The following is a 24306-nucleotide window of genomic DNA, read 5'->3' on the forward strand; positions in this document are numbered from 1 at the left end:
GAGACAGTTCTTGCGCTCGTTCCGGGGCTCATGAGCCGGAGGCTGGCGCCTGCCCGGCGCCCTGCTGACCCTCAGCGCCCTCGCCGGCCTGGCCTGCCGCCTGCCCTTCCTGGCCCGCGGCCTGCCCGGGTTGACCCTGCTGGCCGGCCTGGGCGCCCTTCTGGTTGGGTGCCCAGGGAATGGGCTGGACCGGCGCGCCCGGGCGAATCTTCTGGAAGCCCTCGACCACGACAACATCGCCGGCCGACAAGCCCGACGTGACGAGCCATTTGCCATCGATGGCCGCGCCGGTGGTAACCGGCGTGGCCTGCACCTTGCCGTCTTTGACCAGCATCAGCGCGCCCTGGCCGTCGGCCGTGCGCTGCAGCGCCTGCTGGGGCACAAGCAGCGCCTTCTCGTCGATACCTTGCGAAACGCGCACGCGCACGAACATGCCCGGCAGAAGGATTTCATCGGGGTTGGGAAACTCGGCGCGCATCACGACCTGGCCGGTGGTGGGGTCGACCGACACGCCCGAGAAAAGAAGCTTTCCGGCGTGTTCGTAGGTGGAGCCGTCTTCGAGCACGGCCGTGGCCCTGGCCGCGTCCTCGCCAGCCCGCACGAGCGTGCCGTCGGCCAGCGCCTTGCGCATCTGCGCCAGTTCGGACGTGGGACGGGTAACGTCGACATAAACCCGGTCGAGCTGCTGGACGGTGGCCATCTGCGTGGCATTGGTACCGCTGACCAGTGCGCCTTCGGTGACCATGGCCTGGCCGATGCGCCCGTCGATAGGCGAGGTGACCTTGGTGTAACCCAGGTTGATGTCGGCCGACTTCAGCGCCGCCTTGCCCGCCGCAATGGCCGCCTCGGCCTGAGCGGCGGCAGCCGTGGCATTGTCGTACTCTTGGCGGCTGACCGCATTGGCTTCAATAAGCCTTGAGTAGCGCTTGGCCAGGGTGCGGGCCGCCTGGGCATCGGCCTGGGCCTGCTTGAGCTGGGCCTCGGCCTGCGCACGCGTGGCCGCATAGGGCGCGGGATCGATGGTAAACAGCAGGTCGCCCTGCTTGACATCGCTGCCCTGGACGAAATTGATCTCTTCCACAATACCCGTTACCCGGGCCCGGATCTGGGCGTACTTGATGGCATCGACGCGCCCGGGCAGTTCAGTGGTGATCTCGGTGCGCGCGGGCTCGACCGTGACGACACTGACCGGCACCTTCATGCCGCCCTGCTGCCCCTGGGGTTCTTCGCCGCAAGCTGCAAGCAGAGCCAGCGATGAAAGAAGGACGATTCGGGCTAGCTGCCCGCCGGGCAGACGAGAAATGCGCATTAACGGCTCCTGGGAGGAAACGGCGCCAGGCGGCAACGCGCCGCGCCGGCAGTGTAATTTTTGGTAAACGGTGAGTATAAAACGAAAGTGAGCCTTATTTCGTGAACAAAACTATTTCAGTCCTTTACTGGCACACATCTGTACGTTTCGGGCCCGAACAGTCATCTTCCTGACATGAACTCGCACACCCCGGGGTCGGCTTGCAAGGTTGCCGGGCGGCGGCCTAACCCAGCAGCAGTGCGTCGTCGGATACGGCTTCCCCGCGTACACGCTCGAACATGTCGAGCAGATGCGGCACGTCCATCTGCCTGCGCTCTTCGCCCGAGACGTCAAGCACCACCTGGCCCTGGTGGAGCATGACCGTGCGGTCGCCGATATCGAGCGCCTGGCGCATGCTGTGGGTCACCATGAGGGTGGTCAGCTTGCGTTCGGCGACGATGCGCCGGGTGATCTCCAGGACGAACGCCGCGGTTCGCGGATCGAGCGCGGCGGTGTGCTCATCGAGCAGCAGAATGCGCGAAGGCCGCAAGGCCGCCATCAACAGACTGACCGCCTGGCGCTGCCCTCCCGAAAGCAGGCCTATGCGGTCTTGCAGCCGGTTCTCGAGCCCCAGGCCGAGTATGGCCAGGCGATTGCGGAACTCGTCGCGCATGCCGCGCCCTATGGCCCGGCCCAGGCCGCGGCGGCCGCCGCGGCCGCGGGCCAGCGCCAGGTTCTCTTCGATGGTCAGGTCTTCGCAGGTGCCCAGCAGAGGGTCCTGAAAGACACGCGCCACCATGCCCGCGCGATCCCAGACGGGCATGGGCCCTACCTCGGTGCCGTCGATGACGATGGAGCCGCGATCGAGCCCGGCTTCGCCCGATATGGCGTTGAGCAAGGTGGACTTGCCGGCGCCGTTCGAGCCGATGACCGTGACGAACTGGCCGGTCGGTATCTCGAGCGACAGGCCGCGCAGGGCCCGGGTTTCGATGGGGGAACCCGCATTGAAGGTAATGTGCAGGTCGTGCGCCTTGAGCATCGTTGCCTCCTTGGGCCGTTGCGAGGGAGCCTCGGGCCCGCCCTCAGTTCCGTCTGCGCCCGCGCAGCCGCTGGCGCAGCAGCGGCACGACGAGGAAGATGGTTACCAGAACGGCGGTGATCAGGTTCAGGTCTTGTGCCTGCAGGCCGATGAAGTCGGCGTTGAGCGCCAGGGCCACGAACACGCGGTAAAGCACCGCCCCGAGGATGGCCGCCGCCGTCATGATGACCAGCCGGCGCGAACTGAACAGGCTTTCGCCCACGATGACCGCCGCCAGCCCTATCACGATGGTGCCTATGCCCATCGAGATGTCCGACACGCCCTGCGACTGCGCGAACAAAGCGCCGCCCAGCGCGCACAGCGCGTTGGACAGGGCCAGGCCCGCCAGCACCATGGCGCCGGTCGCCACCCCCTGGGCACGGGCCATGCGGGGGTTGGAACCGGTAGCGCGCAGCGCCAGGCCCGCCTGCGTGCCCAGGTACCAGTCAAGCGCGAACTTGACCGCGGCCACCACCACCAGAATAAGCAGTGGCCGGAGGATGTGGTCGGGCACCGATTCGTTCATGAACAAGGTGAACACGGTGGGCTCGGTGATGAGCGGTACGTTGGGCCGGCCCATGATGCGCAGGTTGATCGAATAAAGCGCGATCATCATCAGGATGCTGGCCAGCAGGTCCATGATCTTGAGCCGGACGTTGAGCCAGCCGGTGACGGCGCCCGCCAGCGCTCCGGCCAGCGTTGCCGCCAGGGTGGCCGAAAACGGCTCCCAGCCCGACACGATGAGTGTCGCGGCCACCGCTGCCCCCAGCGGGAAACTGCCATCCACGGTCAGGTCCGGAAAGCGCAGTATGCGAAACGAAATCAACACCCCCAGAGCCACCAGGCCGTAGATGAGGCCTATTTCGAGCGCTCCCCAGAGGGCATACCAGGACATGGGAGGCCTCTTTCTATTCGATGACCTGGGCTGCGGATTGCCGCAGTTCGCTTGTCAGGGTGACTCCCTGCTTGCGCGCCGCGGCGGCGTTCAAGTGCAGCGCAAGCTTGTCGCTGGTCTCGGAGGGGATGTCGCCGGGCTTTTCGCCCTTGAGAATGCGGATCACCATGCGGCCCGTCTGGCGGCCCATCTCGTAGTAGTCCAGCCCCAGGGCGGCGACGGCTCCGCGCGCCACGCTGGCGGTGTCGGACGCGACCAGGGGCATCTTCGCATCGTTGCCCACCTTGGCCAGCGACTCGTAGGCCGACACCACATTGTTGTCGGTATTGGTGTAGATGACGTCCACCTTGCCCACCAGGCTGCGCGCGGCAGCGCCGACGTCGACGGTGCGCGGGGCACTGGCCTCGACCAGCGACATGCCCATGGTGGGCAACAGTTGGCGCAATGCTTCAACGACGGAAGCCGAGTTGGCTTCGCCTGGGTTGTAGACCATGCCCACCTTGCGGGCATCGGGCACCAGCCGCTTGATGAGCTCGACCTGGCGCGCCAGCTCGAGCTGGTCGGACACGCCGGTGACGTTGGTGCCCGAAGCCTCGAGTGAAGGCACGAGCTGCGCCGCGACCGGATCGGTCACTGCCGAGTACACCACGGGGATGGTCTTGGTGGCCGCCACCACGGCCTGGGCGGAAGGTGTCGCGATGCCGACGATGACGTCCGGCTTGTCGCCGACGAACTTGCGTGCAATCTGGGTGGCAATGGCGGTGTTTCCCTGCGCCGTCTGGAACTGCCATTCCAAACCCTTTTCTTCGGTGTAGCCTGCTTCGGCCAAGGCATCCTTGACTCCGTCCTTGATGGCGTCAAGCGCCGGATGCTCGACGATGCTGGTGACCGCCACCGATTGTGCATGCGCGGCCGCCGTCGCAGCCAGGCACAACGCCGCCGCGCCCAGCGCGGGTGCAAGCACGCCTCGCGCAAAAGCCGCCGTGTGCGCCCACCCGGCGTCCAATGCATTCAAAGCCTTCTTGGCCGGCAACGTCCATTTCATTGAAAAACCCCTGATTGATGTTCATTGTCGAAGACGAAAAATAGTGAGAGCGCTCGTCTCAATGCAACTGTACAACAGCCCGCGCCCCCTACGCCATGCGGATGCAAGCCGGTCTTGGGCCATTGCGGCGGCGGGACGGGGACACGGGCCTTGACGGCCGGCCACCCTCGCGACTGCCCTGTTGGCGCCGACAGGCTCTAGGCCCCGCCCTGGCGCAGCTGTTCCAGCAAATGCCTGGCCCACCGCGTGGCAGGCAGGCCGCAGACTTGCTCGACCGCCGCCGCCCGGTCGAGCAACTGGCCGGTGGTGGCCTCCAGCACCGGCCCCCGAAACGCCAGGACCACCCGGTTGCCCGCGTCGATTTCAGGCAGCTCCAGCACCGGGCCCTCGAATGCCGCCCGAATATTGGCCAGATTGCGCGGAAAGCTCTCGTGGTTGCCGAACAGGTTGACCGTCATGACACCGCCTTCGGGCGACAGCGCGCGATGGCAGCCCTGATAGAACTCTAGGGACTCGCGCACCGGCCCTTGCGCCTGCGCGTCGTACAGGTCGACCATCAGCGCGACGTAGCGGCCAATGTTGTGGGGTTTTTCAAGCCACAGGGCCGCGTCCACGTGATCGATGTACGAGCGGTCGTTGGACGGCAGGCGGAAGAAGGCCCGGCACATGGCGGTAACGGCGGGATTCCACTCGGCCGTCTCGACACTGGCCGGCGTATGCTTGAGCGTGAATCGCAGCAGCGAGCCGGCGCCCAGGCCCAGTATGCCCACCGAGTGGCTTTTCTGCGGCGCGACGAACAGCAGCCAGGCCATCATCTGCTGGGTATAGGCCAGCACCAGCTCGGCCGGCCTGCGTACCCGCATGGCGCCCTGCACCCACTCGGTGCCGAAATGCAGATAGCGTATGCCACTCGCCTCGGACATGGTCGGTTCTTCGTCCGACCAGGCGTCGTCGTATGACGTCATACCGAAAAATCGAAGGAAGCCACAACCGGAGTGTGGTCGGAAGGCTGCTCGTTGCGGCGCGGCTGCTTGTCTATGATGCACCCCGTGCAATAGGGCCGCAGCGCTTCGGAGATCAGCACATGGTCGATGCGCAGGCCCGCATTGCGCCTGAAGGCGAAACGCCTGTAGTCCCACCAGCTGAACGACTTTTCCTCTTGCTCGAATTCGCGGAACGAGTCAATGAGCCCCAGGTCGAGCAGGGCCTGGAAGGCGGCGCGCTCGGCATCGGACACCAGGACGTCGCCTTCCCACTTGGCCGGGTCGTGCACGTCTTCGTCCTTGGGCGCCACGTTGTAGTCGCCCAGCACCGCCAGGCGCGGATAGCGCTGCAGCTCGTCGGCCAGCCAGTTGCGCAGCGCGGCGAACCACTCGAGCTTGTAGGCGTATTTGTCGCTGTCCAGCGACTGCCCATTGGGGCAGTAGGCGCTGATGACCCGGATATCGCCAATGGGGCTGGGAAGCGTGGCGGCGATGATGCGCTGCTGATGGTCGTCGAAGCCCGGAATATTGCACTGCTCGTCGGCGCCGGCCTGCCTGGAAATCACCGCCACGCCGTTGTAGGTCTTTTGCCCCGCCCAGCAAGCCTGATAGCCGATCTCGGTGAATGCATCGAGCGGAAACATCTCTTGTGCCAGCTTGAGCTCTTGCAGGCACAGGGCATCGACGGGGTTTTCCCGCAGCCAGTCCAGCACTTGCGGCAGGCGCACTTTCAGGGAATTGACGTTCCAGGTGGCAAGTTTCATGAGGCTACTCGACGAAAAGGACGGACACCCCCGCAAACGCGAAGAGGGCCGTATTACCGTGAAAGCGCAGGAGCGTATCATGGCTTGGCCGCTGCGGGCCAATCGGCTACCTGCTAACATCACGCTTTTGGCCGCTGCGCGCAGCGGCCGCGTTCGGCAACACTACCATGAAAGCCTTCAGCCACATCATCCAGACCCTGGACCAGGGCGTCCTGCTCGACGTCACCATCGAAGAACTGAGCTGTCGCGCCTATGTGGTGATCAGCGCCGCCGATCTCGAGCGCGTGGCCGATTTCGTGCCCGCCAGCCGGTTCGAGGACGGCGACGTGCACGTCACGGCCGTCGCGGCAGCCGAAGAAGCCCGCCAGCAGGTCGAAGACCTGGCCTTCAACATGAACATCGGCGACACGGCCGTGTTTCTGTGCGGCGACGACCTGGCCTATGCGGCCACGCTCGAAGAATTGGGCCAGGACCCGGTTCAACACTGACACTGTCTCGTTGAACCCACCCGCCCCTATCTGCTAACCTTTTCGCCTTCACTGATCTTTCGAGTCGTCATGTCGCTTTATACCGGCAACATCTTCATGGTGGTGGCCCCCAGCGGGGCCGGAAAATCCAGCCTCGTCAATGCACTGCTGGAACAAGACAGCGACGTCACCCTGTCCATCTCGTGCACCACCCGCGAGCCGCGCAGCGGCGAAAAGCCCGACGAACACTACCGCTTCGTTACCGTAGAGCAATTCATGGCCCTGCGCGACAACGACGGCCTGCTCGAATGGGCTGAAGTGCACGGCAATTTCTACGGTACGCCGCGCGACGGAATACAATCGTGCATCGAACAAGGTCGCGACGTCCTGCTCGAAATCGACTGGCAGGGCGCGCGGCAGATACGCCGCCATTTCCCCGAAGCCATAGGCATCTTTATTTTGCCGCCATCGATCGAGGCGCTTGAATCGCGCCTGCGCGGCCGCGGCCAAGATGCCCCGCACGTGATCGCCAAGCGGTTGCTGGCGGCGGGCAGCGAAATGTCGCATGCGTCCGAATGCCAATATGTTATTATTAATCAAGAATTTAGCGTAGCGCTGGCACAATTGGCGCAAATTGTTTCGGCAACCCGCTTGCGCTATGCCACGCAGGCCGCCCGCAACGCCGATCTTTTCAGCCAGCTGGGCATCAGCAAGACACCCAACTGACCCTCGTTCATCTTCCACAGGACCCCACCCATATGGCTCGCATCACCGTCGAAGACTGCCTCGAAAAAATCGACAACCGCTTCGATCTCACCCTGGCGGCTACCTATCGCGCCCGCGAACTGGCGCAAGGCCACGAAGCCCGCCTCGATCCCGACAAAGACAAACCTACGGTCATCGCCCTGCGCGAGGTAGCCGCTGGCCTTACAGGTCTGGAAATGCTGCGCAAGGTTCCGACCTAAATCCTTCAGGCGGGTGTATGGCGTTTTCGACTCTTCGCGGTGCGTCCTCCGGGCTTTTGGCGGTATTCAAAAAAGGCCCGCGCCTACGCAAGCGCCGCAAGGCCAAAAGCCAGCCCGCCCTTCCAAACGCCGCTGAAGCCACGCCCAACACCATTGCGTCGCTGGCGCCCCTTACCAAGATCATCAGCCAGTACCTCGACCCCAAAGATGTCGAGCGCGTCAAAGAGGCCTACCGCTTTTCGGACCAGGCCCACCTGGGGCAATTCCGCGCCAGTGGCGAACCCTATATTTCGCACCCCATTGCCGTTACCGAAATCTGCGCGGGCTGGAAGCTCGACGCCGATTCCCTCATGGCGGCCCTGCTGCACGACGTCATCGAAGACCAGGACGTTCCCAAGTCGGAACTCGCCGAGCGCTTCGGCCCCGACGTGGCCGAAATCGTCGACGGCCTGTCCAAGCTCGACCGCCTCGAGTTCGCCACCAAGGCCGAGCAGCAGGCCGAGAGCTTTCGCAAGATGCTCCTGGCCATGGCGCGCGACGTGCGGGTCATACTCATCAAGCTGGCCGACCGGTTGCACAATATGCGCACCCTGGGCGCGATCGGCCCCGAGAAGCGCCGGCGCATCGCCCGCGAAACGCTGGACATCTATTCGCCCATCGCCCACCGCCTCGGCCTGAACTCGTTGTTTCGCGAACTGCAAGACCTCTGCTTCCAGGCCATCCACCCCAATCGCTATCAGACGCTGCACAAGGCGCTGCTGGCCGCCCGCGGCAATCGGCGCGAAGTGCTGGGCAAGATCACCGAGGCGGTCAAGGTGGCGCTGCCGGCCGCCGGCATCGAAGCCGAGGTCACCGGGCGCGAAAAATCGCTCTACAGCATCTACACCAAGATGATCGAGCAGAAAAAGTCGTTCTCCGACGTGCTCGACATCTACGGTTTCCGGGTCGTTGTCCATACCCTGCCCGAATGCTATCTGGCGCTGGGCACGCTGCACCAGATGTACCGGCCGGTGCCGGGCAAGTTCAAAGACTACATCGCCATCCCCAAGCTCAATGGCTACCAGTCGCTGCACACCACCCTGGTCGGCCCCTACGGCACCCCCGTCGAGTTCCAGTTCCGCACGCGCGACATGGACCACGTGGCCGAAGAAGGCGTCGCCTCGCACTGGCTTTACAAAGACGACGACACCACGCTCAACGACCTGCAGAAGCGCACCCACCAGTGGCTGCAGTCGCTGCTCGACATCCAGAGCCAAACCGGCGATTCGGGCGAGTTTCTCGAGCACATCAAGGTCGACCTGTTTCCTGACGCGGTCTATGTATTCACGCCGCAGGGCAAGATTCTTTCCCTGCCGCGGGGCGCAACGCCCGTCGATTTCGCCTACGCCATCCACACCGACATCGGCAACCACGCCATCGCCTCCAAGATCAACGGCGAATACTCGCCCCTGCGCACCGAACTGCGTAGCGGCGATTCGGTCGAGATCGTCACCTCTCCCTCGTCGCGGCCCAGCGCTCAGTGGCTCAATTACGTGCGCACCGGCCGCGCCCGCTCCGAAATCCGCCATTACCTGCGCACGGTCAAATACGAAGAGTCGGTGGCTTTCGGCCAGCGCCTGCTCAACCAGGCCTTCGACCAGCTCAATCTGCCCCACCCCGCGGCCGACGACCCCGAATGGGAAAAGCTCGCCAAGGGCTCGGGCGCCAGTTCACGCGAAGAAATACTCGCCGACATCGGCCTGGGCAAACGCCTGGCGGCCGTGGTGGCACGCCGCTTCGCACCTGAAAACGCCATTCTGGCCACTACCGCCGCGGCGGTCGACGAGCTTACCGCCACCACCAGCGCGCCTATCCTCATACAGGGCAACGAAGGCCAGGCGGTTCAGCTTGCCCCGTGTTGCGGCCCCCTGCCTGGCGACGCCATCATCGGCGGCATCCGGCTGGGCCACGGCCTGGTGGTGCACATGGCAGAATGCGCAGTCGCCCAGCGCCAGCGCGCCCGCGAACCCGAACGCTGGATACCCGTAGCCTGGGACAGCAACACCGCGCGCCACCTGTCCACCCGGCTGGACGTCACCGTCATCAATGAAAAAGGCGTGCTGGGGCGGCTTGCAGCCGAAATCAGCGACGCCGACTCCAATATCCTGCATCTCACCATGCACGAGGACGACGCCTCGTCCACCACCATGCTGCACGTCACCGTCCAGGTCGATGGCCGCAAGCACCTGGCCCAGGTCATACGCGCCATCCGCCACGTGCCCCAGGTGCAAAAAATCGTCCGTATCAAGGGCTAGCAGGGCTAGCTCGCCCCACGCAGCCCGGCACAGCGCCCGCCTGGCGGTTCACGCCCCTGGGTCGGTCACTGAAAGCGTTCAGAAAAAACCGCGCGGCACGCGACTCTTTCAAGGAAATCAGGGCTCGAACGCGCCGATGAAAATCGCCGGGTCGACCCGGTTGCCGTTCAGGCTTACATTCCAATGCAGATGCGGCCCGGTGGCCCGGCCGGTGGAGCCCACTTTGCCGATCACCTGGCCCCGTTGCACCGTTTGCCCCACTTGAACCTCGGCGGCTGAAAGATGGCAGTACATGGTGACCAGCCCCTGGCCATGGTCCAGGAAGATGGTCTTGCCATTGAAAAAGTAGTCGTCAACGATGGTGACCACGCCGTCGGCTGGCGCCTTCACGGGCGTGCCCTTGGGCACGGCGAAATCGAGTCCCGAATGCGCATTGCGCTCTTCGCCGTTGAAAAAACGCCGCAGGCCGAAGGGGCTGGAAAGCCTGCCGCCGTCCACGGGACGGTCCAGCATGACATTGCTGGGCAGGTCGGGACGAAACTGCCCGTATGCCGCGATCTGCGCCTTGTACTCGCGTTCGAAACGGGCCTGCTGCGCAGGGTCCGGATTGACGTAGCTCTGGTTCTTCAGCTTGATGTGCTGCTCTTTGTAGCGCTTGGCCCGCACTTCGAAAGGCACGGTGCGCGCCTGCCCGTCCACGCTCACTTTCAGCGATTTCGTGCCCGGAGAGGTCTTCAGGTCGATGCCCGCCAGGGCAACCCACTGCTGGTCACTGTCGCGCATCACAAGAACCGGCTTGCCCTCGTACCGGACCGTGGGCGCAAGCTGCGATTCCCCCAGCGCCACCACCGCCACGCCGCCCGGAACGGGTTTGCCCAACGTGCGGGCAACGTAGCCCTGGGCATGCACCGCGCCCGCCATCAAAAGGCACAGGGCCGCCACCCCCGCGCGCGTAATCATCTCCGTTACCGGCCTGCCAAAACAAAACATGCCTTTACCCCTTTTGATTTCCCTGGTTTGCCAACGGTACTCGAGCGCCGCCCGCGGCTCGGGTGCGGACCACACGTGCCGCACGCGACTTCACGCCGCACGGCGGCGCTGGAAGCGCGCGAACGGCCTCTGCACATTGCAGGCCAGCACGCCGACAAGCGCCACCGCAAAGCCCAGCAGCTGAATAGGCTGCAAGCGGTCGCCGAACAGCAGATACGCCTGGATGCCGGCCAGCGGAGGAGCCAGAAACATCAGTGACGCCGCCCTGGTGGCCTGGCCGCTGCGTATTATCCACACCAGGATCATCGTGCCTATGCCGGTCATGACGAAAGCCGCCCACAACAACGAGGCCCACAAGGTGGGCGACCACACCCAGCGGTCTTCGCCAAGCACCCAGACGAAAAATCCGGTGAACATCATTGTGCCGATATTCTGCAGCACGGCCGACACCCGGATGTCCACCGCCGCGATCGACGTCTTCTGCAGCAAGGTGCCCAAGGTAATCGACAGTATGGCCATGAAGGCGATGGCCAGGATGCCGGGGGTAAAGCCCGCGGCGCCCGCCGACGTGCCCAGGGCCGGCTGGATGACCAGAAACACGCCGGCCAGGCCCAGCATCAGGCCCACCCAGATCTTGGCGGTGGGAATCTCTTTGAGTATGGGAATGGCCAGCACGGCGGTCAGCAAAGGCTGCAGCGAACCGATAAGAGCCATCACCGCCGGCGGCAGGCCGCCGCCGATGGCCCAATAGCAGCCCGACAGGTACAGCCCCTGTAGCAGAACCCCCGCCAGCAGGTGCTTGGGCACTTCGCGCCAGGGCGGCCACCGGGCCTTGGAATACAAGGCGATGCCGGTGAACAGCACCGCCGCGATACAGACGCGTATGAAGAGGAAAAGCGTGGGGTCGGCATAAGGCACGATGGCCTTTCCCACGATGAAACCGGTGGACCAGATATACAAGAACAATGCAATGAGAAGCAGCTTCATGGGCGTCCTGCGCAAACGACAAGCGCTAAGGTAACACGTCCGGCCCGCTGGCCCGCGAGCCTGGGCCGGCAGCGGCCCAGGCATGGCCTGGGCACGGCAGGTACAGCTAGTATGGGCCAGGTACGGCCTGGCCCTGCAGCCTGCCCCCATGCAAGCGCAATTGCCGCTGGCAGCGGCCCGCCAGCTCGGGGTCATGCGTAACCATGACCAGCGTGGCCTGCCGCTCGGAAAGCAGCGAGAACATCAGCTCGATGATAAGCGCGCCATTGTGCTGGTCGAGGCTGCCGGTAGGCTCGTCAGCGAACAGCAGGCTGGGCTCGACGACGAAGGCGCGCGCCAGCGAAACACGCTGCTGTTCTCCGCCTGAAAGCGTGCGCGGATAATGATGCAGGCGCGAATCCAGCCCAACGCGCTCAAGAGCCTCGCTTGCCGCGCGCAAGGCCGGCTTGCCGGCAAGCTCGAGCGGCAGCATGACGTTTTCGAGTGCTGTAAGATGGGGCAGCAACTGAAACGACTGGAACACGAAGCCCACGTGGGCGGCGCGCAGAGCGGCCCGCCCCTCTTCATCCAGCGAAAATAGGTCTTGGCCCAGCAGCCTTACCTGGCCCCTGGTGGGAACATCCAGGCCCGCCATCAATCCAAGCAAGGTCGACTTGCCCGAACCCGAGCTTCCGGTAATGGCGACAGCCTCGCCCTTTGCCACGTCGAAACTGATGTCGGCAAGAATGTCGATCGTGCCGGATGAATCGGCCACTTGCCTGCCAAGATTTCTTACTTCTATCGAATGGACCTGACTCATGCATACCCGCTGGAAATTGTTGATCGCAAGCCTGTTGCTTCTGGGCTGGCTCGGTGGCGCCCGGGCTGAAAACCCGCAACCTTCAAACCATAACATCCTGGTGATAGGCGACAGCCTGTCGGCTGAATACGGCATCCGAAGAGACTCGGGATGGGTGCGGATCATCCAGCAACGGCTTCAGCAGGAAGCGGCCGACTACACAATGCGCAACGCGAGTATAAGCGGAGACACCACCAGCGGGGGGCTCAGCCGCATGCCGGCGGCGCTTGAACGCTACAGACCCGCCATCGTGGTCATCGAGCTGGGCAGCAACGACGCGCTGCGCGGCCTGCCGCTGGACATGACGCGCGGCAACCTGGCCCGCATGATAGCCCTGGCCAAAGACGCGGGCGCCCGTGTGGTGCTGGCGGGCATGCAGATCCCGCCCAATTACGGGCGGCCGTATTCAGAGCAGTTCCGGACGCTTTTCGTCGACCTGGCCAAAGAGCACGAAACGGGCTTCGTGCCCTTTTTGCTGGAGGGCGTTGCGTTGGACAGGACGCTGTTCCAGGACGACGGCATGCACCCCAACGAAGAGGCGCAGTCCCTTATCGCCGATAACGTCTGGGCGGTGTTGGGGCCGATGGTGGCGGGCTGAAATTAAATCAGCCCTGCTGTTCTTCAGGCTGCAGGGCCTTATCGCTTTCGGGCAGCATGCGGACGTTGGCGGCTTCACGCATGGCATTGAGCACGGCGGCCTGTTCAGCCATGCCCACGGCCTGCCCGATCTGGGCCGCCAAAGACGCCTGCAGCACCGGGTCGGCCTTGCCGGCCTGGGCACCTTCGACCCGCACAAGCACGTAACCCTGGGCGCCCTCGACGCCCACATAGGCGGGCAAGCTTTGAGTATCGGCGCCAAAGGCGGCATCGAGCACGGGCTTGCCCACCTCTTGGGGATTGACACGGCTGACGACCTGCGCCGAACCAAAGCCCTCGGGCACCTCGTTGCCCGCCTTGCCCTTGAGCTCGGCCAGCACTTCTTCGCCCGCCTTGCGGGCGGCGTCGCGCGAGCGTTCGGCCTGCAGGCGCTCACGGATGAATGCATCGGCCTTTTCAAGCGGCAGCACGTGTGCTGGGGTGATCTCGTTCACGCGCACGACGACCATGACGCCCGGCGAGATTTCGATTACGCCGGAGTTGTGCTTTTCGGTGTAGGTCTGGCTGGAAAACAGGGCGCGGCGCACACGCGGATCATCCAGGACCTGGGCGTCGTCGCTTTGGGCGGCGGCATTGTCACCCTTGATGTCGGCAGCGCCCAGCAGGCGGTCGCTGGCGATGCCGTCGGCCTTGCGCACTTGCAGGCCCAGCGCCTGGGCGGCGGGCTGCAGGCTGGTCTGATCGTCGTACACCAGGTCGGTCAGGCGGGTGGCCATCTCGGCGTAGCGATCGGCGGCAAGCTGGCGGCGGATCTCGGCCTGGACTTTGGCCTTGGCCTGCTCGAAGGTCTCGCCCGCTTCGACCTGGACATCTTCGGCCAGGAAGACGTGGTATCCGTCGGGCCCCTGGACGGCACCCGAAACCTCGCCCTTCTTCAAGGCGAATACAGCCTCTTCAAGTGCGGCGGGCCAGGAACCCTTGGTGATCCATCCAAGCTTGCCGCCCGAGTTGGCGGTGCCGGCGTCCTGGGACTCGGTCTTGGCGACTTCGGCAAACTGGGAAGGATCGGCCGCGACACGCTGGGCAATGGCCTCGGCCTTGCCGCGAGCCTCGTCGCGCTGCGCCGCGGGGGCGTTTTCGGGTGCCTCGATGAAAATATGACTGACCTGCACGCGGGCGGGCATGACGTAGCGCGACTTGTTCTGCTCGTAGTAGGCGCGCATTTCGGACTCGGTGATTTCAGGCAGGCCCTGCATGGCTGCGGCCTCGTCGAGCAGCAGGTAGTCGGCCGACACGTACTCGGGCACCTGCAGATGCTGCTGGTTGGCGTCGTACCAGGCTTTTACGTCCGCGTCGGAAATCTGGATCTGCTTGGTGTAGTTGGCCGCCTCAAAGGCGCGCAGGCGGACGGTGCGCTGCGCGGTCAGGGCCTGCTCGACCTCTTGCGTTACCGAGGCGGGCACGCCGGCCGTGGCGCCCACCGGGCCCAGTACCCGCTGCAAGGCCAGCTCGGCGCGCTGCCCCTGTTCGAAATCGCGGCTGCTTACCCCCATGGCGGCCAGCACTTCGTTGTAGCGCTGGGGCGAAAAGCGGCCGTCTTCCTGAAGCTCGGGAATGGAGGCGATGGCCTCGCGCAGCACGGCGTCGGAAACGCTGAAGCGCTCTTGCGTAGCTTCGTCGATGATCAGCCGCCGTTCGATCAGGGACTGGAGCAAGGCCGAGCGCGCTTCCGGCGTATCGAGAACGGCCGGGTCGAATGCCCCGCCCGCACTGCTTTGCATGCGTTGCAGCTGGTTGCGGCGCGCTTCGTCGAACTCTTGCCGCGTGATCGCCGAGTCGCCGACCTCGACCAGGTCGTGGTCGCCTGAAACATAGTTGGTGTACCCGCTGACGCCGATCAGGGCGAACGACGGCAGGATCAGGATCAGCAGCACGAATTGCATCAAGCGCTGATGTGTACGGATAAAATCGAACATGGACGGACTCGCGCACCTTGCTGTCGGCGCCCGTGGCGCCCCAGCTTATTTATATTTACGATTTATGGTCTTTTGCCCCGATGGGCCGAACGCCGCCGACCCATACGCAATACCGGCCGGGCGCCGAAGTTTTGCAGTTTACCATCACTGGAACACTACGCTCATGTGGCCCTACCCACGAATCATCGCCCATCGCGGAGCGGGACGCCTGGCTCCCGAAAACACGCTGGCGGCCATGCGGCTGGCTGCAGGCCTGGGCCTGTCCATGGTGGAGTACGACGTGGCGCTCAGCCGCGACGAAATGCCCATCGTCCTTCACGACCGCGACCTGCGGCGCACCTCGAACGGGCACGGCAATGCCGACGAACTGAGTTTCACCGACCTGGCCCGGTACGATTTCGGCGGCTGGCACAGCCCGCCCTATGCCGGCGAGCCGCTGGCCACGCTTTATTCGATTGCCGCCTTCACCCTGGCCAACCGCATGCACAGCAATATCGAGATCAAGCCGCAGCCGGGCCGCGAGGCACTGACCGGCCGGGTGGTCGCCCAGATGGCGGCAAGGCTATGGAAAGATGCGGAAGCTCCGCCCTTGCTGTCTTCATTTTCAGAAGACGCGCTGCGGGCGGCCCGAGACACGGCGCCCCAACTGCCGCGCGCCCTGCTGCTCGAAGGCCCGCTTGCCGGTGACTGGAGCGACCGCATGTCGCGGCTTGGCTGCGCCGCGCTGCATCTGGAACAAGAGCACATCAACCCTCGGGTGATTCAAGCCGTGCACCGCAAAGGCTATAAAATAGCCGCCTGGACCGTCAATGACGCCGAGCGGGCACGCGATCTGCTGCAATGGGATTGCGACGCGGTATTCACCGACGCCATAGACACACTGCCCGGCGCTCTTCAACCCACATAGGCCCGCCCTTGTTCAGCTATCGACACGCCTTTCACGCCGGCAACCATGCCGACGTGCTCAAGCACGCCATACTCGTTCACATCCTTGACCACTTCAATCTCAAGGATAATCCCTACTGGGTCATGGACACCCATGCGGGCGCGGGCATCTACGACCTTACCAGCGACTGGGCCAGCACCAACGGCGAGTTCGCCGACGGCCTGGACCGCCTGCTGGGCCCCGGCGAAAAGCCCGAGCTCATCACGCGCTACCTGGAAGAGGTCCAGCGCTTCAATCCCGACGGCGTAGCCAACTTCTATCCCGGCTCGCCCTGGCTGGCCCTGGGTGCCCTGCGCGACAAAGACAGGCTGCGCCTGTTCGAGATGCACCCCTCGGAAGTCGAAGTACTCAAACACAATCTTGCCCAGCAGGACAAGCTGGCAATCCGCCAGACCGCCGTCTATGAAGCCGACGGATTCTCGGGGCTGAAGGCCCTGCTGCCGCCGCCCACGCGCCGGGGCATCGTGCTGGTCGACCCCTCGTACGAAGACAAGAGCGACTACCGCAAGGTGATGCAGGCGCTTGACGAAGGCCTGAAGCGCTTTGCCACCGGCTGCTATGTGGTGTGGTACCCGCTGGTGCAACGGCGCGAAGTGGCCGAAATGACACGGTCGCTGGAAAAACTGAAGGTGCAATGGACCCACGCCACGCTGACCGTGCGCAAGCCGGCCAAGACCGGTTTCGGCCTGCACGGCAGCGGCATGTTCGTCATCAACCCGCCCTATACCTTGCGCGAGCGGCTCGAACAGGCCCTGCCCTGGCTCGCCACCACGCTGGCGCAGGACGACAGGGCCGGCCATACGCTGAAAGCCTCCGCCTAGGCCCGCCCGGCCCCTGGAACCGCGCTTCGCGACGAAGCAGGGCCACCAGCAGCCTGGATGCGGGGGCTATATGAAGCGCTCGCCTTCGCGCAGGTAGCGCCATTTGCCCGGCGGCAGGTCGCCCAGAACGATGCGGCCCATGCGCACGCGCTTCAGCCCTACGACCTTCAGGCCGACCAGCTCGCACATGCGGCGGATCTGCCGCTTCTTGCCCTCTTGCAGCACGAAACGCAGTTGATCGTCATTCTGCCATTCGACGTGCGCCGGCTTGAGCACCTGGCCGTCAAGGCTCAGCCCATGGTTGAGCAGCTTGAGCCCGTTGCCCGCCATGCGCCCTTCGACCCTGACGAGATATTCTTTTTCTATGTCGGAGTTCTCGTCGATGAGCTGGCGCGCAATGCGGCCGTCTTGGGTCAGCACCAGCAGGCCCTGCGAATCAATGTCCAGCCGCCCTGCTGGCGCCAGCCCGCGCAAGTGCGAAGGGTCGAACGGAAACGGCGAACGCGAGGGATTGTGCAGCGTGCGGGCGCTGATCAGCGACACAGCAGGCCGGTAGCCGCGCTCGGCCTGGGCCGACACATAACCCACGGGCTTGTTGAGCAAAATGGTCACGCGCGAACCCTGGCGACGCTGGGCCTGCTTGTCGAGGGTGATCTTCTGGTTGGGGTAGGCCTTGCTGCCCAGTTCTGAAACCACCACGCCGTCGACGCGTACCCAGCCGCGCTCTATGTAAGCGTCGGCCTCGCGCCGGGAGCACATCCCGCGCTCGGCCATCAGTTTCGATATTCTTGCTTTTTCCATGGGCTTGGGGGGTTGCCTTACTTATTTATAGTCTTCGGGCCGCGGCGAGTCGGTGGGGTTGGCAATGACCTTTTCCAGCTCGGCCGACATGGGCCAGTTCAGATTGATGTTGCGCGGCGGAATGGGCTGCGTAAACCATTTTTGATACATCTTCTTGAGGCGGCCATCTTGCATCATGGCCTTCACGGCTTCGTCGACCGCCTGCTTGAACTCGGGATCGTCTTTGGGCAGGATCATGCCGTAGGGTTCCACCGTGTAGGCCTTCTCGCTGATGGTCCAATCGTCGGCGTTGCGCGAGTTGGCCACCAGGCCCGCCAGCAGGATGTCGTCCATGAAGAAGGCCACGGCGCGGCCACTGTTGACTGTGAGAAACGCCTCGGAGTGGTCCTTGGCGTTCATGATGCGCATGCCCAGCTTTTCTTCCGCATTCACTTGTGTGAGCCAGCGCAGATTACTGGTGCCCGCCGTGGAAATGACGGTGGCGCCCTTCAGGTCGGCCAGGTCATTCACGCCGGATGACTTGAGCGACGCGAAGCGGGTCGAGGTGACGAAGGTGGTGGGCGCAAAGCTGACCTGCTGCTGGCGCTGTTCGTTGTTGGTGGCCGAACCGCAGCTGATGTCGACGGTACCGTTGGCCACCAGCGGAATGCGCGTGGATGAAGTGACCGGAATCTGCTTGACCTGAAGCTGCTCGAGCCCCAGTTTTTGTTTGAGCGCATCGACGATGCCATGGCAGATGTCGATGGAATAGCCCACAGGCTTTTGCGCGTCGTCGAGGTAGGAGAACGGAATCGACGACTCGCGCACGCCCAGGGTAATCTGCCCGGTTTCCTTGATCTTGTCGAGCCGGCCCTGCGCCTGAGCGGCCACCGGCATGGCGATCAGCGCCGCCAGCATCATGGGTAGTAGCTTCATTGTCCCTCCTTGTGTTGCGGATTGCGGCGCCGCTACAGCGCCTCGACGCCGCACTCGCCGGTGCGGATGCGTATGGCCTGCTCGACGGGCAGGACGAATATCTTGCCATCGCCGATCTTGCCGGTGCGCGCGGCCTTGACGATGGCCTCGATGGCCGACTCGACCATGTCGGCGGGCAGCACCACTTCGATGCGGATCTTGGGCAGGAAGTCGACCACATACTCGGCGCCCCGGTACAGCTCGGTATGCCCCTTCTGGCGGCCGAAGCCCTTGACCTCGGTGACGGTCAGGCCGCTGACGCCGATCTCGGCCAGGGCTTCGCGCACCTCGTCGAGCTTGAATGGTTTGATGATTGCGGCGATCAGCTTCATGTGCTGGGCTCCATTAGTGGTGTATATGCCTGGTTGCAGAAGGCCAGGGCCTGTTGACAGGCCCTAGTCGCGATAGCCGTTGGCGATGGGCATGCGCCAGTCCCGGCCAAAGGCGCGCGACGTTATCTTGGGCCCCACCGCGCCCTGCCTGCGCTTGTATTCGTTGATGCGTATCAGGCGGGCCACCTGCGCAACCGTTTCGGGCGCATAGCCCGCCTCGACGATTTGCTGCGCGGACTGATTGAGCTCGACATAGCGTTCGATGATGCCGTCGAGAATGTCGTAGGGCGGCAGGCTGTCCTGGTCGGTCTGGTCGGGGCGCAGCTCGGCCGAAGGCGGGCGCGTGATGATGCGCTCGGGGATGGCCGCGGAGCGCTCATTGCGCCACCGCGACAAAGCATACACCATGGTCTTGGGCACGTCCTTGAGCAGGGCAAAGCCGCCGGCCATGTCGCCATAAAGCGTGCAATAGCCGGTTGCCAGCTCGGATTTGTTGCCCGTTGTGACCACCAGGCTGCCGAATTTGTTGGACAAGGCCATGAGCAGCGTGCCGCGGATGCGCGCCTGGATGTTCTCTTCAGTGGCGTCGGCCTGCAGGCCCGCGAACAGCGGCGCCAGCGCCGCATCGAAACCTTCGGCCAGCGGCCCGATCAGGATCTCGTCGTGCTCCACGCCCAGCTTGCGGGCCATTTCAAGTGCATCGGCCTGCGAGATGTCGGCGGTGTAGCGCGAAGGCATCATCACGGTTCGCACGTTCTCGGCGCCGATGGCGTCCACGGCAATGGCCAGCACCAGCGCCGAATCGATGCCTCCGGACAGGCCCAGCACGACCTTGCCGAAACCTGTCTTGGCCATATAGTCGGACAAGGCCAGCTTCAGTGCCTGGTACACCTGCTCGAGCATGGGCGGCCACTGAGCCGGCGTGGGCATGAGCGACCCGCCCGCTGTCGAGAACGCGCTGCTCGCGGGCACGCCCTTCTCGTCCAGCTCGACCAGTCCGTATGCCTCTTCGAAGGCCGGCAGGCGGGCCCTGGTGCCGCCTTCGGCATCGAGCACGAAAGAGGCCCCGTCAAAGACGAGTTCGTCCTGGCCCCCGACCTTGTTGACGTAGATGGCTGTCATGCCCCGCACGTTGGCGCCCACCTGCTCGAAGCGCAGCCTCTGCTTGTCGACGCTGTAGGGGGAGGCATTGAGCACCAGCAGCACCTGGGCCCCGTGCTCGGCCGCCATGGCGGGACCGGTGGGCAGCCAGGCGTCTTCGCAGATATTGAGCCCGAAGCGCAGGCCCTTTACCTCGAATACCGTGGGTTCCTGGCCGGCGGAGAAGTACCGCTCTTCGTCAAATACCCCGTAGTCGGGCAGCTCGTGCTTGCAATAGCTGGCCAGGACCCTGCCCTCGCCCACCACCGATGCCACGTTGTACAGCCTGCCGTCGATGCGCCGCACGTGGCCCACCACGACACGCATCTGGCCGCCCAGCCCGGCCAGGTCGGCACACAGGCCTTCAAAGGCCTGCTCGTGGCGGCGTATGAATTCGTCGCGCAGGAAAAGATCTTCGGCCGGATACCCCGTAAGCGTGAGTTCCGGCGTTACCAGCAGGTCGACGCCCTGGCCGCGCGCCCAGCGCGCAACCTCGAGAATCTTGGCCGCATTCGCCTTCAGATCGCCCACTCGGGAATTAACCTGGGCAAGACCGACTTTTACAACCGCCATTGACAAGAGCCCGTATTGGAATCACGAAAATAAAATTATCGCACGAGGGGAGCGACAGCCTCCGAGCGGGCCGCGGCGGCGCCTTGCAACCCGTATACGAAATCCGCTCCGGACGGCGCCTGGTACAGCTGCAAAGAGAGCTCGGGCAAAATGGCCAGCAGGTGGTCGAAGACATCGCCCTGGATGCGCTCGTACTCCACCCACGCGGTGTTGGCCGAAAAACAGTACACCTCTACGGGAATGCCCTCTGACTCGGGCTCCATCATGCGCACGATCATCAGCATGTCCTGGCGCAACTCGTTGTGCTGCTTCAGGTAAGCCAACGCATAGGCCCGGAAGGTGCCCAGATTGGTAAGGCGCCGCCGATTGACCGGCTCGCTGGCCAGCGCACCCAGCGAGCGGTTGGTTTCGGCAATATCGGCCTCTTTGCCCGCCAGATAGTCAGTAAGCAGGCAGAAACGCGACAGGTTCTTGACCTCGTCCTCGGTCAGGAAGCGCACCGTGGCCGCATTGATGCGCAAGGTGCGCTTGATGCGCCTCCCGCCCGATTCGAACATGTGGCGCCAGTTGCGGTAGCTTTCCGAGAACAGCTTGTAGGTGGGAACGGTGGTGACGGTCTTATCCCAGTTCTGCACCTTGACCGTGTGCAGCGCGATATCGATGACGAAGCCGTCGGCGTTGGCCTGCGGCATCTCGATCCAGTCGCCGATGCGCAGCATGTCGTTGGTGGTCATTTGCGTACTGGCCACCAGCGACAGCAAAGTGTCCTTGAACACCAGCAGCAGCACCGCGGACAGTGCGCCCAGGCCCGACAGCATCAACAGCGGAGACTTGTTGATCAGCAGCGAGAACACCAGAATGATGCATATGCCCCACAGGACGATCTTGGCCAGTTCCAGATAGCCCTTGATGGAGCGGGTCTGGGCGCGGGTGGTGGCCGAATAAGTGTCGAGCCAGGCCCGCAGCAGCCCATGCAGGGCCATGAAGAAATACACCAGGCAGACCGCCTGCAAGAAGCGCGAAACGGGCTCGACGTACTTTTCGGTAATGGGCAGCAGGGTGACATTGATGGTAAGGACCAACAGCGGCACCAGATAGCCGATGGTGCGAAACACCCGCCGGCGGTGCAGCGCGGTGGACCAGTCTTCGCGGCCCACCACCTTGAGCATGCGGCGCGCCACGGTTACGGCCACCTTGTCGGTAAGCCAGCTGGCCAGGAAGACCAGCACGGCGAGGACGGCTAGACCGATCACCACCTGGGCCCAGGTGGAATCGGGTATGTGATTGCCGAACCAGTTGTCGCCCAGCCATCTGGCCATGAGGTTGTTGTGTTCTATCGCAAGTTCCATGTCTGCTGTCAACGCGCTTCGATACCCCGCATTATCGCCCCGGCCAGGGTCTTGCGAGCCCGCCCGGGCGCTTCGTTTCGTGCAAAAAGCCTAATACAATACCCCATTCGCGCAAGATTTCGTTACCTGCCCCTGTTTTATAATCCGGCCCTATGTCCAAAAACACCCCCCCTTCCGGGCAAAGCCAATTTGCCAACAAAGCCCAGGCCTGGTCTGCGCGCTTTTCCGAACCGGTTTCCGATCTCGTCAAACGCTACACCGCCTCGGTCGATTTCGACCGCCGGCTGGCCGCGGTAGATATCCAGGGTTCGCTCGCCCACGCCGACATGCTGGCCGCCATCGGCATCATCAGCCAGCAAGACAATGCCGACATCCAGCGCGGCATGGCGCAAATCCTGCAAGAAATCCAGCAAAATGCCTTCGAATGGTCGCTCGACCTCGAAGACGTGCACCTGAACATCGAAAAAAGGCTGGTCGAGCTAATTGGCGATGCCGGAAAGCGCCTGCACACGGGCCGCTCGCGCAACGACCAGGTGGCCACCGACATCCGCCTGTGGCTGCGCGCCGAAATCGACACCAGCATCGATCTGCTGCGCCAGCTGCGCCGCAATCTTGCCGAACTGGCCCTGCAGCACGCCGGCACCATACTGCCGGGCTTCACCCACCTGCAGGTGGCCCAGCCCGTTACCTTCGGCCACCACCTGCTGGCCTATGCCGAGATGTTCGACCGCGACGCGCAGCGCCTGGCCGACTGCCGCAAGCGGGTCAATCGCCTGCCGCTGGGCGCCGCCGCACTGGCCGGCACTTCGTATCCCATCGACCGCGAGCGCGTCGCGCAAGCGCTGGGCTTCGATGGCGTATGCCGCAACTCGCTCGACGCGGTGTCCGACCGCGACTTCGCCATCGAGTTCTGCGCCGCCGCGGCCCTGATCATGACCCACATCTCCCGGTTTTCCGAAGAACTTGTTCTGTGGATGAGCCCGCGCGTGGGTTTCATCGATCTGGCCGACCGCTTCTGCACGGGCAGTTCCATCATGCCCCAGAAGAAGAACCCCGACGTGCCCGAGCTGGCACGAGGCAAAACCGGGCGCGTCAATGGCCACCTCGTGGCTCTGCTTACCCTCATGAAGGGCCAGCCCCTGGCCTACAACAAAGACAACCAGGAAGACAAAGAAGGCCTGTTCGACTCGGCCGACACCATTCGCGACACGCTCACGATCTTCGTCGACATGGTCGGCGGCATCCGGGTCAAGCCCGACGCCATGCGCGCAGCGGCGCTACAGGGCTTCGCCACGGCCACCGACCTGGCCGACTACCTTGTCAAAAAAGGCGTGCCCTTCCGCGATGCCCACGAAACGGTGGCCCACGCCGTGCGCAGCTGCGAAGAACAGGGCTGCGACCTGGCCGACTTGCCGCTCGAGCAGTTGCAGGCCTTCCATGCTTCGATCGAGCCGGACGTATTCGACGTGCTGACGCTGGAAGGCTCTGTGGCGGCCCGCAATCACATCGGCGGCACCGCCCCCGAACGCGTAAAGATCGAAGCCCAGCGCGTGCTGGACGAAACCCGCTAAGCTCCTGAAGTGGGGCGGCGCTTGGCGCGCGCTTGGAAAAACGGCGGCAATTACACCCGGGCCCCGGGGTTTTGGCCTGAATAGCTTTGCGGTGCCGTGCCGACCCCGACACGCTGCGCACAAGGCGGCTTACCCATGACCAGGTAAATTTTTGAAATACTTTAAGCCACCTGATTCTTTTTAATTCCATTTAATTCTGTTAGTAACTGTCATGGAATAAAAAGTAGGCCGAGCGGCAATGGCTCGACCGGGAAAACTGGCTTGAACAGGCAGGAATCAGTCGTGCGGACCGACCCCGGTAAGCGAGTTCTCGAAGTAGGACACGACCTCGCCCCGATCGATGGAGACGCACAGGCGGCGGGCCGAATCGGCCACGACGTCTACTGCCTGCTCGAGCGATCGAACCGCATACAGGTTGTCGAGCAGGGCGGTATCCTGGCTGGTGAGGCGGTGCAGGGTTTCGAGGGTCTGGAGCGAAATGTTCATAGTCTCTCGTGCATCAAAAGCGACGAATGGAGATCGTCGCGGGTGGGGTTGAAGACTGGCGCCGGCCGAGCCGGCACGTTATGCTTGGCCAAACAGTTCACAGAAAACTTACACTTGTATTGATTTGAACAAAGCAGCGTAAGCCGACCGTAAGCCAGAATGCGCT

24 protein-coding genes are annotated in these 24306 nt (G+C 63.8%); 8 read left to right on the forward strand and 16 right to left on the reverse strand.

Features of this window, described 5'->3' with window-relative positions; genetic code table 11:
* Positions 1–28: 28 nt before the first annotated feature.
* From C7440_RS14045 to xth, 6 genes are all read right to left on the reverse strand, one after another.
* Entirely contained in the window at positions 29–1309 is a 1281-nt protein-coding gene (locus C7440_RS14045; RefSeq protein ID WP_017523370.1) for an efflux RND transporter periplasmic adaptor subunit, read from the reverse strand.
* A gap of 223 nt (positions 1310–1532) precedes the next feature.
* Positions 1533–2327: an ABC transporter ATP-binding protein gene (locus C7440_RS14050; RefSeq protein WP_116519001.1), complete on the reverse strand. Its 795-nt coding sequence runs from the start codon at positions 2325–2327 to the stop codon at positions 1533–1535.
* Positions 2328–2370: 43 nt separating this feature from the next.
* Positions 2371–3261 (reverse strand): ABC transporter permease, encoded by an 891-nt coding sequence (locus tag C7440_RS14055; RefSeq protein ID WP_116519002.1) that lies wholly within the window; start codon positions 3259–3261, stop codon positions 2371–2373.
* Positions 3262–3274: 13 nt separating this feature from the next.
* The gene (locus tag C7440_RS14060) at positions 3275–4306 is read right to left on the reverse strand and encodes an ABC transporter substrate-binding protein (RefSeq protein ID WP_243410921.1); all 1032 of its coding nucleotides are present in this window, start codon (positions 4304–4306) and stop codon (positions 3275–3277) included.
* A 197-nt stretch (positions 4307–4503) separates the two neighbouring features.
* Positions 4504–5271: a class I SAM-dependent methyltransferase gene (locus tag C7440_RS14065; protein WP_017523366.1), complete on the reverse strand. Its 768-nt coding sequence runs from the start codon at positions 5269–5271 to the stop codon at positions 4504–4506.
* The gene (xth, locus tag C7440_RS14070) at positions 5268–6053 is read right to left on the reverse strand and encodes an exodeoxyribonuclease III (protein WP_017523365.1); all 786 of its coding nucleotides are present in this window, start codon (positions 6051–6053) and stop codon (positions 5268–5270) included. Before xth ends, C7440_RS14065 begins: the two co-directional genes overlap by 4 nt.
* A 167-nt stretch (positions 6054–6220) precedes the next feature.
* Here xth and C7440_RS14075 point away from each other — a divergent pair, with 167 nt between their 5' ends.
* From C7440_RS14075 to C7440_RS14090, 4 genes are all read left to right on the forward strand, one after another.
* Positions 6221–6541, forward strand: a complete 321-nt coding sequence (locus C7440_RS14075) for a hypothetical protein (protein ID WP_017523364.1) — start codon at positions 6221–6223, stop codon at positions 6539–6541.
* Between the two features lie 69 nt (positions 6542–6610).
* The gene (gene gmk, locus C7440_RS14080; RefSeq protein ID WP_017523363.1) at positions 6611–7246 is read left to right on the forward strand and encodes a guanylate kinase; all 636 of its coding nucleotides are present in this window, start codon (positions 6611–6613) and stop codon (positions 7244–7246) included.
* 32 nt (positions 7247–7278) lie between these two features.
* The gene (gene rpoZ, locus C7440_RS14085) at positions 7279–7485 is read left to right on the forward strand and encodes a DNA-directed RNA polymerase subunit omega (protein ID WP_017523362.1); all 207 of its coding nucleotides are present in this window, start codon (positions 7279–7281) and stop codon (positions 7483–7485) included.
* Between the two features lie 17 nt (positions 7486–7502).
* Positions 7503–9779: a RelA/SpoT family protein gene (locus C7440_RS14090; RefSeq protein WP_026067717.1), complete on the forward strand. Its 2277-nt coding sequence runs from the start codon at positions 7503–7505 to the stop codon at positions 9777–9779.
* Positions 9780–9896: 117 nt separating this feature from the next.
* On the opposite strand, the gene C7440_RS14095 is transcribed toward C7440_RS14090, so the two are convergent.
* From C7440_RS14095 to C7440_RS14105, 3 genes are all read right to left on the reverse strand, one after another.
* Positions 9897–10739 carry a peptidoglycan DD-metalloendopeptidase family protein gene (locus tag C7440_RS14095; RefSeq protein ID WP_017523360.1) on the reverse strand — a complete coding sequence of 281 codons (843 nt, stop codon included), beginning with the start codon at positions 10737–10739 and terminating at the stop codon, positions 9897–9899.
* 120 nt (positions 10740–10859) lie between these two features.
* Complete coding sequence (locus C7440_RS14100; protein WP_017523359.1) at positions 10860–11756, reverse strand: DMT family transporter; 897 nt, start codon at positions 11754–11756, stop codon at positions 10860–10862.
* Between the two features lie 106 nt (positions 11757–11862).
* The gene (locus C7440_RS14105) at positions 11863–12555 is read right to left on the reverse strand and encodes an ABC transporter ATP-binding protein (protein ID WP_026067715.1); all 693 of its coding nucleotides are present in this window, start codon (positions 12553–12555) and stop codon (positions 11863–11865) included.
* Here C7440_RS14105 and C7440_RS14110 point away from each other — a divergent pair.
* On the forward strand, positions 12554–13192 hold the full coding sequence (locus C7440_RS14110) for an arylesterase (RefSeq protein ID WP_116519003.1): 639 nt from the start codon (positions 12554–12556) through the stop codon (positions 13190–13192). The two genes, C7440_RS14105 and C7440_RS14110, sit on opposite strands and share 2 nt — an antisense overlap.
* A 7-nt stretch (positions 13193–13199) precedes the next feature.
* On the opposite strand, the gene C7440_RS14115 is transcribed toward C7440_RS14110, so the two are convergent.
* Positions 13200–15167, reverse strand: a complete 1968-nt coding sequence (locus tag C7440_RS14115; protein ID WP_116519004.1) for a SurA N-terminal domain-containing protein — start codon at positions 15165–15167, stop codon at positions 13200–13202.
* 163 nt (positions 15168–15330) lie between these two features.
* Here C7440_RS14115 and ugpQ point away from each other — a divergent pair, with 163 nt between their 5' ends.
* Together ugpQ and C7440_RS14125 are read left to right on the forward strand one after the other, a co-directional pair.
* Complete coding sequence (gene ugpQ, locus C7440_RS14120; RefSeq protein ID WP_017523355.1) at positions 15331–16074, forward strand: glycerophosphodiester phosphodiesterase; 744 nt, start codon at positions 15331–15333, stop codon at positions 16072–16074.
* Between the two features lie 8 nt (positions 16075–16082).
* Positions 16083–16934, forward strand: a complete 852-nt coding sequence (locus C7440_RS14125; RefSeq protein ID WP_017523354.1) for a 23S rRNA (adenine(2030)-N(6))-methyltransferase RlmJ — start codon at positions 16083–16085, stop codon at positions 16932–16934.
* Between the two features lie 66 nt (positions 16935–17000).
* On the opposite strand, the gene C7440_RS14130 is transcribed toward C7440_RS14125, so the two are convergent.
* From C7440_RS14130 to C7440_RS14150, 5 genes are all read right to left on the reverse strand, one after another.
* Entirely contained in the window at positions 17001–17735 is a 735-nt protein-coding gene (locus tag C7440_RS14130) for a pseudouridine synthase (protein ID WP_026067714.1), read from the reverse strand.
* 21 nt (positions 17736–17756) lie between these two features.
* Entirely contained in the window at positions 17757–18650 is an 894-nt protein-coding gene (locus C7440_RS14135) for an amino acid ABC transporter substrate-binding protein (protein ID WP_026067713.1), read from the reverse strand.
* A gap of 32 nt (positions 18651–18682) precedes the next feature.
* Positions 18683–19021, reverse strand: a complete 339-nt coding sequence (locus C7440_RS14140) for a P-II family nitrogen regulator (protein WP_017523351.1) — start codon at positions 19019–19021, stop codon at positions 18683–18685.
* A gap of 63 nt (positions 19022–19084) precedes the next feature.
* Positions 19085–20734, reverse strand: coding sequence for an NAD+ synthase (locus C7440_RS14145; protein WP_026067712.1), 1650 nt, complete (start codon positions 20732–20734; stop codon positions 19085–19087).
* Positions 20735–20769: 35 nt separating this feature from the next.
* The gene (locus C7440_RS14150; protein WP_017523349.1) at positions 20770–22083 is read right to left on the reverse strand and encodes a mechanosensitive ion channel family protein; all 1314 of its coding nucleotides are present in this window, start codon (positions 22081–22083) and stop codon (positions 20770–20772) included.
* 152 nt (positions 22084–22235) lie between these two features.
* Here C7440_RS14150 and argH point away from each other — a divergent pair, with 152 nt between their 5' ends.
* On the forward strand, positions 22236–23654 hold the full coding sequence (gene argH, locus C7440_RS14155; RefSeq protein ID WP_116519005.1) for an argininosuccinate lyase: 1419 nt from the start codon (positions 22236–22238) through the stop codon (positions 23652–23654).
* 276 nt (positions 23655–23930) lie between these two features.
* Here argH and C7440_RS14160 read toward each other — a convergent pair whose 3' ends face one another.
* Positions 23931–24140, reverse strand: a complete 210-nt coding sequence (locus tag C7440_RS14160) for a hypothetical protein (RefSeq protein WP_017523347.1) — start codon at positions 24138–24140, stop codon at positions 23931–23933.
* Positions 24141–24306 lie beyond the last annotated feature (166 nt).

The organism is Pusillimonas noertemannii (assembly GCF_003096595.1).
GTDB lineage: Bacteria > Pseudomonadota > Gammaproteobacteria > Burkholderiales > Burkholderiaceae_B > Pusillimonas > Pusillimonas noertemannii.